This is a genomic window from Mucilaginibacter arboris (assembly GCF_009754915.1).
GTDB classification, from domain to species: Bacteria; Bacteroidota; Bacteroidia; order Sphingobacteriales; family Sphingobacteriaceae; genus Mucilaginibacter_A; species Mucilaginibacter_A arboris.
Genome location: NZ_WPIK01000006.1, coordinates 258552 through 274254 on the forward strand (window position 1 = coordinate 258552; position 15703 = coordinate 274254).

A 15703-nucleotide genomic window follows, 5' to 3' on the forward strand; every position below is an offset into this window, starting at 1 on the left:
AAAAAGAATCTCTCATAAGTGGTTAGATATAGTAATAGCCGGATCAACGTTTTTTAACAAGCAGCGTGATAAAGCTAAATAAGGATTTTTATATTATACAATCGATTGCACAACTATTCTAAAATTTATTGTAGAAAGCATAAACTGTTAATTACAGGTACAATCAGTACCCACACAAATAGTCATTCTGCAATTGCAGAATGACTATTTGTATGGGTACTGTCACTTCTCATAAAACAGGCTCGGATGTACTATTATTGAGCAACCTCTTTTACTGTGTCATCAATAGCAGTAATTGCAGCCAAATGTTCCTTCAGCATAGATAAAGTCTGCTGCGCAAAAGCTTTAACGGCAGGATCTTTTCCTCTGATGGCATAATTTTGAAACAGTAAAACAGTTTGCCGGTGGCCGGGTACCATCATGTGGACATACAGCCTGTCAAAGTCTTTGCCTGATGCTTTGGTTAGCATAGGTTCGGGTACCGGAGGGCTAGTTGCCTGCGAAGGAACCTGGTACCCTTTGGATTTAGCCAGTTGCATCAGCATTGTCTGGGCTTTACCATGGTCTGCAACCATGCGTTTTCCAAACGCTTTGACTTCTGGCCTGAGCGCTTTCTGGGCGGCCAGGCCTCCTGCACTAATTTCCTGCAGCCCGCTGATACTCGCCTGCACAATAAAATGAATGGTTGTTGTATCCTGGTCTTCGGTTTGTGCTTTGGCCGGATTAAATAAGGCTAAGCCGGCAAAGGCCAAAAGAAAGGTTATTTTTTCATAGGTAATAGATGCATGATTTACTTATAAGCTGTTTAAATTTTATCCGTAATATTTTCGATACTGCTTTTATCACCTAAAAAACAGTAACCATTATGTTTTTATGTAAGCAAGGATTACAAAAACAAAATTATAGTGATAAAAGAAGCATGATGATTTTCTACAATATAATTAAACAACTTCCTAATATTATTGATTATGGTTGCCCGACCCCACCTGAAGAACCATAAATCTGCCCATTAGCGTAGCTCGCATCGCTTGCAGCTAATTGCACATAGATGGAAGCCAGTTCTGCAGGGGTACCCGGACGGCCTAAAGGTGTCCAACTGCCGAACAATTGCTGCTTCTCGGGGGTAGTGCCACCACTTACTTGCAAAGCCGTCCAAATAGGGCCCGGCGCAACACCATTTACCCGGATACCTTTAGGTCCAAGCTGTTTAGCTAATGATTTAACATAATTCATGGTTGCCGCCTTCGTTTGTGCATAAGCATACAACCAGGGATCGGGGTTATAGGCCTGCTCAGACGTGGTGCCGATAATGGCAGAACCCGGCGGCAGATGTGGCAGGGCTTCCCGGATAATCCAGAATGGAGCATAAATATTGGTCTTCATCGTGGCATCGAATTCCTCGCTGGTAATATCCAGGATAGAACTGAAGGCCTGTTGCCTGCCGGCATTGCTGACAATAATATCAAGGCCTCCTAATTCGGCAAGCGCTTTTTGGACCAATTGTTTGCAGAACGCCTCGTTCCGCAAGTCACCGGGAATAGCTATCGCTTTGCGGCCTTCTTTTTTAATGAGCGCGATCACTTCGCGGGCATCCGGCTCTTCCGTCGGGTAATAGTTAATGGCTACATCAGCGCCTTCTCGCGCATAGGCAATGGCAGCTGCCCGTCCCATGCCCGAATCACCACCGGTAATTAGTGCTTTTCTACCAGTAAGCCGGCCGGAACCCTTGTAGCTTGTCTCACCGCAGTCAGGTACAGGGTCCATCTTGCTTTGTAAGCCCGGCCAGGGTTGTGGCTGGCTCTTAAAAGGCGGTTTGGGATATTTGCCTCTCGGGTCATCTATCTTGGGAGGTCCTGCTGGCGCCGTTTCAGTAACTGATGAAGCAAGTACCGGTGAAATAGCAACAGTTGCCAAGGCCGTACCTAAACCGGCAACTACCTGCCGCCGGGTGATTTTATTTTCTTCTTTCATTGTCGGTAACAATTTGATAAATAACTAACTATCAAGGGATAGGTTTGATCGTAACCTTCTTTTAATCATATTTGGCTTCAAACCAGTTTATCCGGCGGCGCCGGGTTTTGTTCCGGGTCAACCAAGACCTCTATTACAGCCGGACGAGTTGAAGCAAAAGCTTTTTTTAGTGTAGAGGCTATTTCATCAGGCTTAGTACAACGATAGCCTTCTGCCCCGCAGGCTTCTGCTATTTTCACGAAATCAATTGGCTGCAAATCGATGCCATAAGGTTTACTCCCGATATCCAGTTGCTCGTACTGGTCCATCGAAAGGGTATTATTTTTGAAGACTACTACCTTAACTGGTAAATTATAACGCACAGCAGTTGCCATTTCTCCCATCAGCATAGTAAAACCACCATCACCTACCATGGCAATGGATTGCCTTCCCGGATATGCGATTTGCGCAGCAATAGCATACGGGAGACCGGGAGCCATACTGGCCAGGTTACCGCATACTGCTACTTGCTGCTGAGGCCTGATCTGGATATGACGGGCAGTAAAAACAGTATGTGCACCGGTATCGATAGAAATCATCGCATCATCAGTCAGCAAGCGGTTAACCTGGGCAACCAGAAAAGGTGGTTTTATGGGCAGGGATTTATCTTCTTCCAACCTGGCAATTGTTTTTTTCCAGTCGGCCATACGCTGTTGGGCTAATTGTAAAAAGCTATGGTTACTGTTTTTTTTGAGCTTTGGGAGTAATGCTGTAAGCGTTGCTTTTACATCGCCGTTCAGGCCAATATCAACCGGGAAACGTAAACCAATCCGTTTTGGGTCACGATCAATTTGAATTCCCTTTGCATTTTTTGGATAATATTCAATCCAGGGCATCGTACTGCCCAAAATGAGTAAAAGGTCACATTCTGCCATCATTTGCTGGGACGGATAAGTACCTAAATGCCCGGTCCCACCAGTGGTAAAAGGAGAATCATCAGGCAATAAAGCTTTTCCTAACAAGGCTTTAGCAACCGGTGCACCCAGTTTTTCGGCCAATTGCCCTACTTCAGCACGTGCTTTTAAAGCCCCTCTTCCTGCCAAAATCATTACTTTTGAACTGGAGTTTATTAAATTTGCAGCTGTATTTAATTCATCTTCTTCTGGTGTTTCTACACGGGGCATATAGGTAGAAGAACCATGCAGGTTTGCAGCTTTTTTAGATTTTTTGTCTTCCGACAAAACCTTTTGCTGCACATCGGTAGAGATTGTTAAATGGGCAACGCCGGGTGTGGTTAATGCTGCGCGACAAGCCAGGTCAACAGCTGTCAGCGCATGCTGAGGGCCGGTAAGCATCTGGTTAAAAACAGTAGCATCTTTCATTAGGGAAACAGTATCTACCTCCTGGGTAAAATGTGTGCCCAGCAAATCATGGTAAGTAGAACCGGTGATGGCAATAACCGGTACGTTTTCTTTTGCAGCATCATAAATGCCATTCATCAGATGAACTGCCCCCGGACCGGAAGTTGCGATACAGGCAGCAAGTTTACCGGAGTGCTTGAAATAACCACTGGCCATAAAAGCAGCAGCCTCTTCATGCCGAACGGTTATAAATCTTATTTTATCCTGCTTTTTACGTATGGATTCAATAATTGGATTAATCCCGTCGCCAATCATTCCAAATATCACTTCGACCTTCCATGCAATCAGTTTATCAATCAGAATATCCGAAGTATTATCACTGGATGAAGGCTCTATCAGATTTTCCTGATCAGCAATATGCCCGGTATTTAACGGTTGAACCAGTTTTGCAGCTAAAAACTCCGGTACCGTTGCCGCACCTGCAATCGCCAGAGATATATTCTGTACGAATTTTCTTCTTGACGTGTTTTTCATCATAACTATGAATGAGGTTTCAAAAAATGCTACATTCATAATTTAGTATTTTGAAAATTTGTTTTAAAAACAATCTTTTTGCTTTTAAACCACAAAAGGCCGAAACCTAAAGGCGCTTGAAAATTGCTTAGACTGGTTAAGCTGACCTGCTATCAGGATTAATGGCGTATTTAACTGGCAGAAAATAGCTTGATATCATCCGTTTTTGATATAAGTCGGACTGATGGCCGCGAGATTAATTTTGTGCAATTGTTCCAGCAACAAATGCAGGAACTGCAATGTACACTCCTGCTGTTTGTTATCTACTAATTGGTTTTATAATTTTTATAGTCCATTCTCAAACCGGCCAGATACGCTTTTAAACCGGATCCAATCAAACCTAAAAATATGATTTCAATCATTTTTTGTACTGATAGCGGTCATGGTTGTACCGACGGATCTGTTGCAAATTTGTATCAGAAAATAAAATAACTCTATAAATAAAAAACATTTTGATCATGGCAACTTTAAAAACAACAGCACCTGCAACCTGGACAACAGCTCCTGAACACATTCCATTTGATGCTTCTTTTATCGTAAACAAATACAATACTTTTGCCGATAGTCAAAAAAGCAACCATACCTTTTTCTTTTTACTTTCCCTGATGGTCCACGGTGTTTTCTTAGTGCCCATGATCGGTGTATTGACCTATTTTTATAACGGCGCTGCTGCCCCATTCTTTTTGGCAACCAGTTTAATTTGTTTCTTCACCAGCCTTATTGCCAATATGGGTGGTTCTGGCATACGCACTACTGTTTTCTGCTTTGCAATTAGTGCTGTCATACATTTTGCAATGGCTGCAATTATGCTTTTTTAAGTAACCTTATTAATGTAGATATCAGGCGGCTTCTTACTTCAGGCCGCTTTTCTTTTATAATCAAATTTCTGATTGTTAAATCCAAAATTCTAAGTTTGCGTTTCAAATTCCTTACATGGAAAAAGCCCGACTGCTTAATGCCATTATTGAAACCGCGATAGACGGAATTATCACGATAGATGATCGAGGCAAAATAGAAACACTTAATCCTGCGGCGCTTCGGCTTTTTGGATATAAAAACGAGGAAGTAACAGGTAAAAATATTTCCATGCTGATGCCCGAGCCGGATAAGGGCCAGCACGACAATTACCTCGAACGTTATCATCAAACTAAACAGAAACACATTATTGGTATTGGCCGGGAAGTGCTTGGGTTGCGGAAAGATGGCACAACTTTTCCTTTCTGGTTAGCCGTAAGTGAAGTGCAGTACGAAAACCGTAAAATTTTTACAGGCTTTATTCACGATCTATCCAAGCAAAAAGAAGCAGAAGAAAAACTAAAGGTTTATACGGAGTCCCTGGAAGGGAAAATCGAAGAACGTACACAGGATTTGGTTAAAACCGTAACCGAACTGGAACTGGCAAAAGATAGATTGAGCTTATCCTTAGAAAAAGAAAAAGAACTGAACCAACTGAAAACAAGGTTTGTTTCGATGGCTTCGCACGAGTTTCGCACGCCGTTAAGTTCTGTTCAGCTTTCCGCGTCGCTCATCGAAAAATATGCACAACCATTAAGCAATGCCAATATTACCAAGCATGTTAATAAAATTAAAAATGCGGTTGGCAACTTAACCAATATTTTGAATGATTTTTTATCGCTGGAAAGGCTGGAAGCCGGAAAAGTGGAACTCAACAATACTTCTTTTAACATGGTAAAGTTTGCAGAAGAAATTACAGAAGAAATGCAGCTGATAGCCAAGCAAAACCAGAATATTATTTACCAGCATACCGGGGCAGAAAGTGAAATTACGTCAGACCAAAACCTGCTTAAAAACTGTATCATCAACTTAATTGCAAATGCCATTAAATACTCAGGAGAAAATACGCTGATTGAATTTAACACTGAAATTAGTAATGGCGGGTACCATATTACGATAAAAGATAATGGCATCGGCATTCCGGAAACAGATCAGAAATATTTGTTCCAGCCGTTTTTCCGGGCGCATAATACAGGAAATATTTCAGGTACTGGCTTGGGCTTGAACATTGTACAGCGCTATGTTGGGTTAATGAACGGAAAAATTGATTTTGAAAGTACGCAAAATAAAGGGACACAATTTACGCTCTCATTTTTAGGTGATAAAAACAGTATGCCCGCAATATCTCCATCTTCTTAAAACATAAATCAACGCTGATGAAAAAAATAAGTATTCTGTTAATTGAAGATAATGAAGACATCAGGGAAAGCACAGCCGAAATTTTAGAGCTGGCAGATTATGAAGTTTTAACAGCGGATAACGGAAAAACAGGCGTAGAGCTTGCACAACAACATCTGCCGGATTTGATTTTGTGCGATATCATGATGCCGGAACTGGATGGTTACGGCGTTTTGTTTATGCTAAACAAGAACCCGGAAACTTCGGCTGTTCCGTTTATTTTTCTGACGGCAAAAGCTGAAAGGCCGGATATGCGAAAAGGTATGGAAATGGGCGCAGATGATTACCTGACCAAACCTTTTGACGATGTAGAACTGATGAACGCCATTGAAAGCCGCTTGAAAAAGAAGGAAAAACAACAGGCTTTTTACAGCAAAGCATTAGAAAATTTAAGTAATTTAGTTAACCATTCTAACGGTTTAGCAGAACTGAAAAAGCTGATAGCCGAACGTAAAATCCGCCAGGTAAAAAAGAAACAGGTGATTTATTATAATGGCGATGCTGTTTCCGGAATTTACTTAGTGCTATCTGGCAAAATAAAAACATTTGTAATAAGCGAAGACGGCCGGGAATTATTAACAGCAATTTACTGCGCGGATGAATATTTTGGTATCCATGCGTTGCTGTTAAATAGCACAAACTACGAAACTGCAGAAGCTTTGGAAGATAGTACACTTTGCCTGCTGCCCAAAAATCTGGCAGAAGAATTGTTGAACAAATATCCCGATGTCGGCCGTCAGTTCATCAAAATACTTTCCAATAACCTGCGCGAAAAAGAAGAACAATTACTCCAACTGGCTTATCACTCGGTACGAAAAAGAATGGCTGAAGTATTGCTTCGTTTATCGGCAAAAAATCTTTCTTCTGCTATCAACTTAAAAGCATCCCGCGAAGATTTGGCTGCGATGGCAGGCATGGCATCAGAAACAGTAAGCCGCACGTTAAGTGATTTTAAAGACGAAGGTTTGATCGATAAAAAAGGCAGTCAGATTATGATCCTGAACTTAAACAAGCTTCAGAACATGAAAAACTGACGAAGGTCATTTCTGCTTTTGATTTCGCTTATGTAAAGCCAGAATGCTTTCAGATAACTTTGGATTAATTAATCCGGAGCAGATGAAAGCAGTAGCATATAGTATCCGTTCTTTCGAGAAAGAACCCTTGGCGTTGGCCAACCAAAAAAAGCACGATCTCACCTTAATTTCGAACACGCTAAACCTGCAAACAGCCTTTTATGCCGAAGGGAAAGATGCCGTACTGGTTTTTACCAATGATGATGTTTCTGCACCGGTAATAGAAAAACTGGCTGGTTTTGGCGTGAAATATATCGTAACACGTTCTACCGGGACAGACCAGATCGATTTAAATGCTGCTGCAAGTTTTGGTATTAAAGTAGCCAATATTCCTTCTTATTCGCCTTTTGCCATTGCAGAACAAAGCGTAGCGTTAGCCATGGCGCTCAACAGGAAGCTGGTAGAAACGGTTAACCAAAGCAGGAATTTCGATTTCAGGATTGACCAGCACATCGGTTTTAACTTTTACGGGAAAACAGTCGGCATTATAGGTTTAGGCACAATAGGACGGGCGACAGCGGCAATTTATAACGGCCTTGGGTGTACTGTTTTAGGCTTTGATGTTGCAAATCAAGCCTTGACTGGAATTGAGCAAGTTAACTTGGAAGCACTCTTTAAACATTCTGATGTTATTTCCCTGCACCTGCCGCTTACTCCGCAAACAAAATATTTGGTCAATAAAGAAACCATCGCTTTGATGAAAAAAGGTGTTATGCTGATTAATACGGCAAGAGGCGCGCTAATCAATACAACCGATGTTCTTGGGGCCTTAAAAAACGGCTATATCGGTTATTTAGGGATAGATGTTTTTGAGGATGAAAAAGGAATCTTCTTTGAAGATCATCATGCTGATAGCAACAGAAACCCGCTTTTGGAAGAATTAATGACTTTATCAAACGTAATGATTACACCACACCAGGGATTTCTAACACAGGAAGCCTTGCAGGAAATCGCTATAAAAACCATCGCTCATTTAAACATCTGGCAGCAAAAAAAATGTTTAGGCATGCTGGCAATCTAAGTTTCAATACTGAAGTTGTTTAAACTTTTTTTCTGGCCCTCTTTTTTTGGGCCGATGCTTCTTTTATCGCCTAAAAATGTTGGTCGTTAGGTTTTGTTTTTGGGGCCGATGCTTCTTTTATCGCCTAAAAATGTAACCATTCACTAAAGACCTATAAGGTTTTCAAAACCTTATAGGTCTTTAGTGATTAAATGTAAACACCAATTTTATCCGGTAAAAGAAGCATGGGCACCAAACCTCGGCATGCCGAAGGATCAAATTGAAATTGGTACCAAAAAGTTTAAACAACCTCACTGTTATCAGCCTATTGTTAAAAGGAACCTGTTAATTAGTTGTTAGAGATACAACAGATAACCTTAAATAAAAAAGCCCGAAAGCTTAGAACATCAGATCGTCATCCGCAAAACTGTAATAACTTTCTGCTGTAAGTATAATGTATATCAGACTTATAAAACATGCGAATAGTAATGAGTTGTGCGAAAGCTTACCGCCGACAGAAGCAAAACACGGATTCCTTTTAATGTCCTTTATCTTTAGGTAGGTATATCGCTACCTGTCCCTTTATCGTTAGCTAACAAAATCGCTTTGATGCGGCCGATATGGACTTCGGATAGTTTTGCCCTTTCCAGGGATGACTGTAAAGCTGCACCTTTTTGTCCTTTAGCCATTGTGGTGAGCAGGTTTTTTCTTTCCTCAAACATCCGGAGTGCTGTCCACATCGTTTCTTCCATCTTTTTGGTCTGCTCGGCAAGCAGGGTTGCAGATGTATAGGCGTGGCCAACATGGCAACGGAACCTGAGCGCAGGGCCTTCGTCCACCTGCCATAGTACGCCACCACAACCGGGACAATTGAAAGGGACCTGGTTGCCTAAGGCGTTGACAGAAGTTAGGTCACTCAGTACGCGCGCTGCAATTTTAGCTTCGATTAAAATATCTTCGGGAACTGGCCCGCTTGCTTCCGGTGCCATTGCAACAAGCTGTTCAAGCAGACTGCCCATTTCAGACAAAGGGACAACGTAATCCGGTTCTAACTGGTTTAAAGCATTTCTCGGCATATCTGGGTACTCAGCATCTTTCGGATCCTGAATAATACAAATTCCTCCGCACCTTTTGATGACTTTTAGGCCGGCCGTCCCATCATCCAGGTAACCGGTCAGTAATATTCCAATAAGCTTACTGCCGAAAGCTACGGCAGCAGAGCGGAACAAAGGATCTATAGCAGGACGTGAGCGGTTTTCATGTGCCCCTTTTGTTACCAATATTTTCCCTTCCTGATCGATCATCAGGTGGTGGTCAGACGGGGCCAGGTATAAATGCCCCGGCGCAAGTTCCATTCCGTTTTCAGCATGCACGCAAAATAATTTGCCAGACTTATTTAACCCATCTAAAAGCACATTTCCTACTGCATCAGCAGAGATATGCTGAACTACCAATATCGGAGCGGGAAAGTCCTGCTGTAACTGGCTAATTAGTGTTGTCAGTGCATGAAGGCCTCCGGCAGATGTTCCGATGACGACAATTTTTGATATCTGCCCCGGCTTTTTTATAACTTGTGGTCTTTTCATTCTAAAAAACTATTTAGTATTTTAAATTAGCGGCTCGCACTTCCTTGTCTTATTCATCAGGCAGGGTAAACCAGAAAGAGGACCCTTTTCCCGGCTCACTTTCCACACCGATTTCTCCATGGTGGCGCTTAACGATTTCTGCCGAGATATAAAGCCCCAATCCTAAACCAGCATAATTTTTTGTTACTTCCTCTGCCCTGAAAAACCTGTCAAATAAAAAAGGGATTTTCTCCTTTGCAACACCTATTCCAAAATCAGTTACAGTAATTTTAACAGAACCAATTTCCTTCGTTATCGCTATTTTCATTATATTGCTTCCCGGAGCGTATTTAATGGCATTGGTAATTAAATTCGTCATTACCTGTTCAGTACGGTTTCTGTCTGCATATACCATTAAATCCTCGCTGCCGTGAATTATGATCTCGTAATCTCCACTTTTGTCGGATATTTGCTCGCAGCATTCCCGAACAAACCCTACAATTGGAAAGCGGAATTTATCAAGCACTAAACTTCCTGACTGGATTTTGGTTACATCCAGAAGGTCTTTTACAAGATCTGCTAATTTACCCGTTTGCTGGTTTGCCCTTTTTGCCAGTAAAAGAATATTTTTAAACTCCTCTTTCCCAGTCATCGAGCGTTCCAGTATTTGCAGGCCGGCTTTAATACTGGTAATAGGGGTCTTTAATTCGTGGCTGGCAATACTCATGAACTCATCTTTTTCCTGCAGCAACTTACCCATATTTTGCTCTGCCTGTTTTTCAGTTGATATGTCTAAAACAGTACCTACGAAGCGGACAGGCTGGTTTTGTTCATCAAAATAGGCTTTACCTTTGGATTTCATCCAGCAAATCTTTTGATCTGGGGGCCGTACCATACGATACTGTGCGTTAAAATTTCCTCCGTTTTCCCCCCTCAAAGTCTTTTGTATTATTTCATGTAGATTACTGCGGTCATCGGGATGTACCTGGCCAAGAAAGATGTTGTAGTGGGCGGAACCTGCTGAGGTATAACCAAAAAGCTCTTTACTGCGCTTGTCCCATATAAGTTCTCCGGTAGAAGGGGTAAGATCCCATGTCCCCATACCGGCTGATTCAATAGCAAAAGATAGCCTGTCCCGGCTTTCCTGCAGTAGTTTTTCTGTTTTGGCGAGCTTCTTTTTAGTGGTAATATCACTTACAGCTATCATAATCAGTTTTTCTCCCGTATGGGTGTCAAACTGCTGGGCATTCACAAGCAACTCCATAGGGCCAGTCCTGCTGCTCTCCATGCCCACTTCCAATCCTTCAAAATAACCTTGTTCTGGCAAGATATTTTCAAAATAGTGCCGGAGCGCTGGAGTATTCCAATGCCCTGCATCCAATTTGTATAGAAACTGGCCTTCCGTTTCCTGCTCCCTTGTCTTAAATAACTTATAAAACCCGTCCGTAGCCCTTAATACTATAAGCTCTTTATTTAGAACAACCAATGAATCATGAATGATGCTGAATATCTTTTCAGTATATTTTCGGGAATTATCCAATTGTTCATTGCGGTCCAGCAATTCGTTGTTTACGGTAATAATTTCTTCATTCGTGCTTTGCAGCTCCTCCTTGGAAGCTTCCAGTTCTTCGTTCAGGCTCTGCAGCTCTTCACTTCCAGAAAGCAGTTCTTCATTCGCGCTTTGCAGTTCCTCATTAGCAGCATCCTGCATCTCGGTTACCGCCCGCATGTCCTCGCGCGCCTGTGCCAGTTCGTTTTCCAGCTGCTCTATGCGCATAAGTAGCGGTTTAGTGCTTTCAGAAACCTGTTCCGGTGTATCTTTTGGTCCCGACCTTACATCCCGGTTTTGTGAGGGGACACTGTTTTGAAACAGTATTAAGTAGTATGCCTCAGAGGCATCAGCTAAAGGCACTACTTCTATATCCACATATTGCTGAATCCCGTTCAGCTTAAAGAATATACCTTCTTTACGAACGGACACTTGTTGTGTTTTTGCTTGTTGTAACAGGCTGCGGATTTCAAAGGAGAGTCCTTCCCTGGCCATTTTTAACACGTTCAAGCTCGGCTTTCCCATAGGCACCGAAAGCCAGGGGTCCGTTTTACGGCGAAATTCAATAATGTCAAAATTCTGGTTAACCAATACTCCTGAAGGGGAATATTTAGAGAGCAAAATGGAATCGGCAGTTTTATGGATATCCTTTATAAGGAACTTATCGATTGGAAGGGTTTGGCCCTGGCCTTCTAACGCAGGTTTCCGCCTTTCCGGAATTATATTTGGGTATCTTCCATGAGGCCCTTTGGGCTGATATATCCTGTCCTGCTTGTTAAAAGGAGTAAATAACTCATTACTACTGCCGGTAGTTTCAGATTTCCCTAACATTAAATAACCATTTTCATTTAATGCATAATGAAAAGCACTTAATGCCCGTTTCTGAAGTACCGGTTCCAGGTAGATCAGCACATTACGACAACTAATCAGGGCTACTTTGGAAAACGGGGGGTCACCAAGTATATTGTGATGGGCAAAAATACAAAGTTCCCTGATGGATTTTTTCACCTGGTAATGGCCGTCCATTTTAATGAAAAACTGTTGTTTGCGCTGTATGGAGATGCCTTCCAGTTCTGCTTCATTGTAAATGCCGGAACGGGCCTTATTAATTGCGGTTTCAGAAATATCTGTCGCAAAAATCTGTATTTTTTGTCCGCCCGCCTTGTCACCTAAAAATTCATGTAAACATATCGCCATGGAGTAAGCTTCTTCGCCTGTTGCACAACCTGCAACCCAAATTCTTAGCGGTTCCCGGGCTGCCTTTTGTTTCAGGATTCCGGGAAAGATAATTTTACACAAGGAATCAAAGCTTTTGGTATCCCGAAAAAAATGGGTAACTGAGATGAGCATATCCTGGTAAAGGGCATCCTGCTCACTTTTATTTTCCCGGATAAAATGGAGATAATCCTTTGGTTCCCCAATTTTACTTAAAGCCATTCGGCGGGCAATACGCCTTTTGACCGTGCTCTGTTTATAATCAGTAAAATTAACGCCTTTGCGTACACGAAGGAGAGTCAACAGCTCCTTGAAAACCTCTTCATCCTGTTGGTCCGGACTACTTGGAACAGGTAAGGCTTCTCCTATAGGCCCCCCTTTAAAAGGCCGGTTAATGGCTATTAGCCTGGGGACAATTTGTTCCGGGGGAAGAATGAAATCAACCGCCCCTGCCTTTACAGCGCTTTTGGGCATACTGTCAAAAGCTGCAGAAGATTCATCCTGGGCAAAGGTGAGGCCGCCATTGGCCTTGATCACCTGAAGCCCTAATGTACCGTCGTTTAAAGACCCTGAAAGCACTACGCCAACGGCAAAGCTTTGATGAACGACACCTAACGATGAAAAGAAAAGATCAATAATTTTTATTCTCCTGTCTGCAATCGGTTCAAGTTTTAGCGATCCGTCTACAACAGTTAGCATCTGGTCGGGCGGAATGACATAGATATGGTCTGGCTGCAGGTGTATGTAATTTGTTATCAGGTGTACCGGCATTTGCGTATGCTTCTGAAGGATTTCCGCTAACTGGCTTTCAAGGCCTGAGCTTAAATGCTGTACGAAAACATAAGCCATGGCCGAGTTCTTAGGAATAGATTGTATAAAAAGCTTGAATGCTTCCAGTCCCCCGGCTGAAGCCCCAACACCAACAACTGGAAATTGTTGACTGGAAACAGGCTGGGCAACATCGGCTAATGACATGGATAACCTTTTAAGTTTAAGGGGAATATTTTTTAAAGATTATAATTTTTAACGAAACAAGCATATCCTGCAGAAGTTTTAAACCAATATTTTTTAAAAAATGTTAATTTTAATTAAACTTTACTCATCAACAAATGAAGTAGGGGAACTATCCTGATAGTATTTAGAAACGGAGGGGTAGTTGACTTTTTCTAACACGACAAACAAAACACCCAAAGAGGCTTATTTAAAGCTGCGCGATACAATATTTAATGACAAACACTGGGTCATGTAGCTGAATATACAGCTTGTGCTTATACAGCCACCCATGGCGATACCGGAATTAATAGTGGCGGTTTTACGATTGTTAAGTAATTCTGATAGTTACTGCGTAAATACTGCTGACTTTGCCCGTCTTTTATGTAATTAAATCTTATAATTAACCATGTGATGGGTACTGTATTGTGCAAACAAATCAGGCTTATGAAAAAGCTTTTTATAAGGATTAAAATCGCTTTAAAAAAAACCTTCATGTTTTGCAGAGGGTACTGAAAAAGTACCTCTGTTGAGGGGATATAAAAAAGCGATCAAGTAAAGACGATTTTACTTGATCGCTTTTTTTTTATCGATGTATTTTGTGAGGCATTGCGGAACAGCCTGATTTACTGAAGCGCTAAGGGTTTCAGCCTGTCTTTTTTTATTTTGTAGTTAAGATATTAGTTTGATGATCCTTTTAAGGTTAAGTGTTAAAATCGCCAGTGCCCTTACATCTCCATATTTTCAATCCCATAAGCTATTGCCCGTCATAGCCATGGACATTTTTCAACTCGCTGTTTTTTGCTTCGATTTTATACCTATGTTTGGCCTTTTCTTTAAAGTAGTTTGTATCCTGGAAAGCCTGTTGCTCCTGATGTACAGTCGACTTTATTTTTACCGCATACGTTTTTGACTTTGCCCCCGGCTTGTAACACCCATTCATTAACTGGCATGTTTTAAATTTTTCAATGTCGAAATAGTAGGTGTACGATTGGTTTTTTTCAACATTTTTTTCCCCTGCCTCGCTTTGCGGATGGCCAAATGGCTTGCCGGACATACAAACATATCGGCATCCTTATTATAATCAAACTCGTCTTCTTCCTTTCTAACGTCCTATGTTATTACAGCTTCAAGCTTGGACACAACCTTGATGTCTTGTTCGGCCGTTAGTTTAAGATTTTCCTTCTCTGAATAAGCTGTGCCGCCGATAATTACGCCTACGTTGGCCCCGTTGCCTTGACTAATCTCCAAAAGTTTTGGAAGCTCGGGGCCGTCCCCCTTTTCTCCGGAGGTAACCACAGCAGCTGTAATGATACGTTCCTGTGTCATGGCCCCCGATGGGTTTGTAACCAAAAAATGAGCTGTTGGCTGATGTATGGCCAGTCCTGGCATTCTTGTCTTTGGAGGGCGTGTAGTTTTCCAGTGTATCTTCTACCGTCTCCTTCAACAGGTTTAGTTTTTCTTTGACCGCAGGATCCAAACTCAACGTTTGGTCCGATTCGATATGCTTTTCAAGTTCCCTGCAACAAGCCAGTTCCTTTTCCAGATCATCCGAATCATCCTTTTTTGGCATGTGGTCTTTCATACCCTCATCTATAGCATAAACCGCTTTTCGAATTAGTTTTGAACGCTCTCTCAATACCTCCAATGCTGAATATGGATGGGATCGCGAAAAAGAATACGTAGCACCTACAATGATTGACCTGGAGCGGATAATGCCCTTTTCAATAGCTATAGAGATGGTTTTTACCAATCAGCGGTTTAACAGGCCGGTATCCTTCAACCGCAGCTTCCGGAACTTTGTTAACGAACTATGGCCGATGATTTCCTGCCCAGGCAACATCTCCAGGAAATACTTGAAGGACATATAGTACCTGGAACGCTCAACGATATCAACATCCGAAACGGTATAGATCGTTTTCAATAACAGGTATTTAAACATCCGTACGGGGCTTTCTGCCATACGCCCGTTATTTGCACAATACTTGCCCACCAATTCTTTGTAGATAAAGTAAAGCATAGCAGTTCATTGATCTTGCGAAGAAGATTATCCTGGAGAACGATCAAATCATATAAACCCGAAAAAGCGCTGAACTGAATTTGCTGTTGTTGAACTAACATCTGAAAGGTCTGCTGATTATACTTTAAAAATAACAAAAAAGGAGCAGAAAACTTAATTTCTCTGCTCCTTTTTATCCCCATTTTCCATGGTACTTTTTCAGTGTCCTCAGTTT

Annotated in this window: 9 protein-coding genes and 1 pseudogene; 4 read left to right on the forward strand and 6 right to left on the reverse strand. The window is 41.9% G+C overall.

Features of this window, described 5'->3' with window-relative positions; genetic code table 11:
- Positions 1–254: 254 nt before the first annotated feature.
- The 3 genes from GO621_RS08660 to GO621_RS08670 form a co-directional block, all read right to left on the reverse strand.
- Positions 255–752 (reverse strand): DUF4142 domain-containing protein, encoded by a 498-nt coding sequence (locus GO621_RS08660; RefSeq protein ID WP_157566070.1) that lies wholly within the window; start codon positions 750–752, stop codon positions 255–257.
- Positions 753–966: 214 nt separating this feature from the next.
- Positions 967–1983 (reverse strand): SDR family oxidoreductase, encoded by a 1017-nt coding sequence (locus GO621_RS08665; protein WP_317163416.1) that lies wholly within the window; start codon positions 1981–1983, stop codon positions 967–969.
- Positions 1984–2048: 65 nt separating this feature from the next.
- Positions 2049–3848 (reverse strand): thiamine pyrophosphate-binding protein, encoded by a 1800-nt coding sequence (locus GO621_RS08670; protein WP_198170187.1) that lies wholly within the window; start codon positions 3846–3848, stop codon positions 2049–2051.
- A 494-nt stretch (positions 3849–4342) separates the two neighbouring features.
- On the opposite strand from GO621_RS08670, the gene GO621_RS08675 reads away from it, so the two are divergent.
- From GO621_RS08675 to GO621_RS08690, 4 genes are all read left to right on the forward strand, one after another.
- Positions 4343–4702: a hypothetical protein gene (locus tag GO621_RS08675; RefSeq protein WP_157566071.1), complete on the forward strand. Its 360-nt coding sequence runs from the start codon at positions 4343–4345 to the stop codon at positions 4700–4702.
- A 115-nt stretch (positions 4703–4817) separates the two neighbouring features.
- The gene (locus GO621_RS08680; RefSeq protein WP_157566073.1) at positions 4818–6038 is read left to right on the forward strand and encodes a PAS domain-containing sensor histidine kinase; all 1221 of its coding nucleotides are present in this window, start codon (positions 4818–4820) and stop codon (positions 6036–6038) included.
- A gap of 17 nt (positions 6039–6055) precedes the next feature.
- Positions 6056–7111: a response regulator gene (locus GO621_RS08685; RefSeq protein WP_157566074.1), complete on the forward strand. Its 1056-nt coding sequence runs from the start codon at positions 6056–6058 to the stop codon at positions 7109–7111.
- A gap of 82 nt (positions 7112–7193) precedes the next feature.
- Positions 7194–8171: a 2-hydroxyacid dehydrogenase gene (locus GO621_RS08690; protein WP_157566075.1), complete on the forward strand. Its 978-nt coding sequence runs from the start codon at positions 7194–7196 to the stop codon at positions 8169–8171.
- 533 nt (positions 8172–8704) lie between these two features.
- On the opposite strand, the gene GO621_RS08695 is transcribed toward GO621_RS08690, so the two are convergent.
- The 3 genes and pseudogenes from GO621_RS08695 to GO621_RS08705 form a co-directional block, all read right to left on the reverse strand.
- Positions 8705–9736 (reverse strand): chemotaxis protein CheB, encoded by a 1032-nt coding sequence (locus tag GO621_RS08695; RefSeq protein WP_157566076.1) that lies wholly within the window; start codon positions 9734–9736, stop codon positions 8705–8707.
- A 49-nt stretch (positions 9737–9785) separates the two neighbouring features.
- Complete coding sequence (locus GO621_RS08700) at positions 9786–13454, reverse strand: CheR family methyltransferase (protein WP_157566077.1); 3669 nt, start codon at positions 13452–13454, stop codon at positions 9786–9788.
- A 687-nt stretch (positions 13455–14141) separates the two neighbouring features.
- Positions 14142–15590: pseudogene (locus tag GO621_RS08705) on the reverse strand (IS1182 family transposase).
- Between the last annotated feature and the right edge of the window lie 113 nt (positions 15591–15703).

Bases quoted from the DNA above. Each gene is read 5' to 3' on its own strand.
- GO621_RS08670 (WP_198170187.1), bottom strand. From the start codon at position 3,848: ATGATGAAAAACACGTCAAGAAGAAAATTCGTACAGAATATATCTCTG.
- GO621_RS08675 (WP_157566071.1), top strand. From the start codon at position 4,343: ATGGCAACTTTAAAAACAACAGCACCTGCAACCTGGACAACAGCTCCT.
- GO621_RS08680 (WP_157566073.1), top strand. From the start codon at position 4,818: ATGGAAAAAGCCCGACTGCTTAATGCCATTATTGAAACCGCGATAGAC.
- GO621_RS08685 (WP_157566074.1), top strand. From the start codon at position 6,056: ATGAAAAAAATAAGTATTCTGTTAATTGAAGATAATGAAGACATCAGG.
- GO621_RS08690 (WP_157566075.1), top strand. From the start codon at position 7,194: ATGAAAGCAGTAGCATATAGTATCCGTTCTTTCGAGAAAGAACCCTTG.
- GO621_RS08695 (WP_157566076.1), bottom strand. From the start codon at position 9,736: ATGAAAAGACCACAAGTTATAAAAAAGCCGGGGCAGATATCAAAAATT.
- GO621_RS08700 (WP_157566077.1), bottom strand. From the start codon at position 13,454: ATGTCATTAGCCGATGTTGCCCAGCCTGTTTCCAGTCAACAATTTCCA.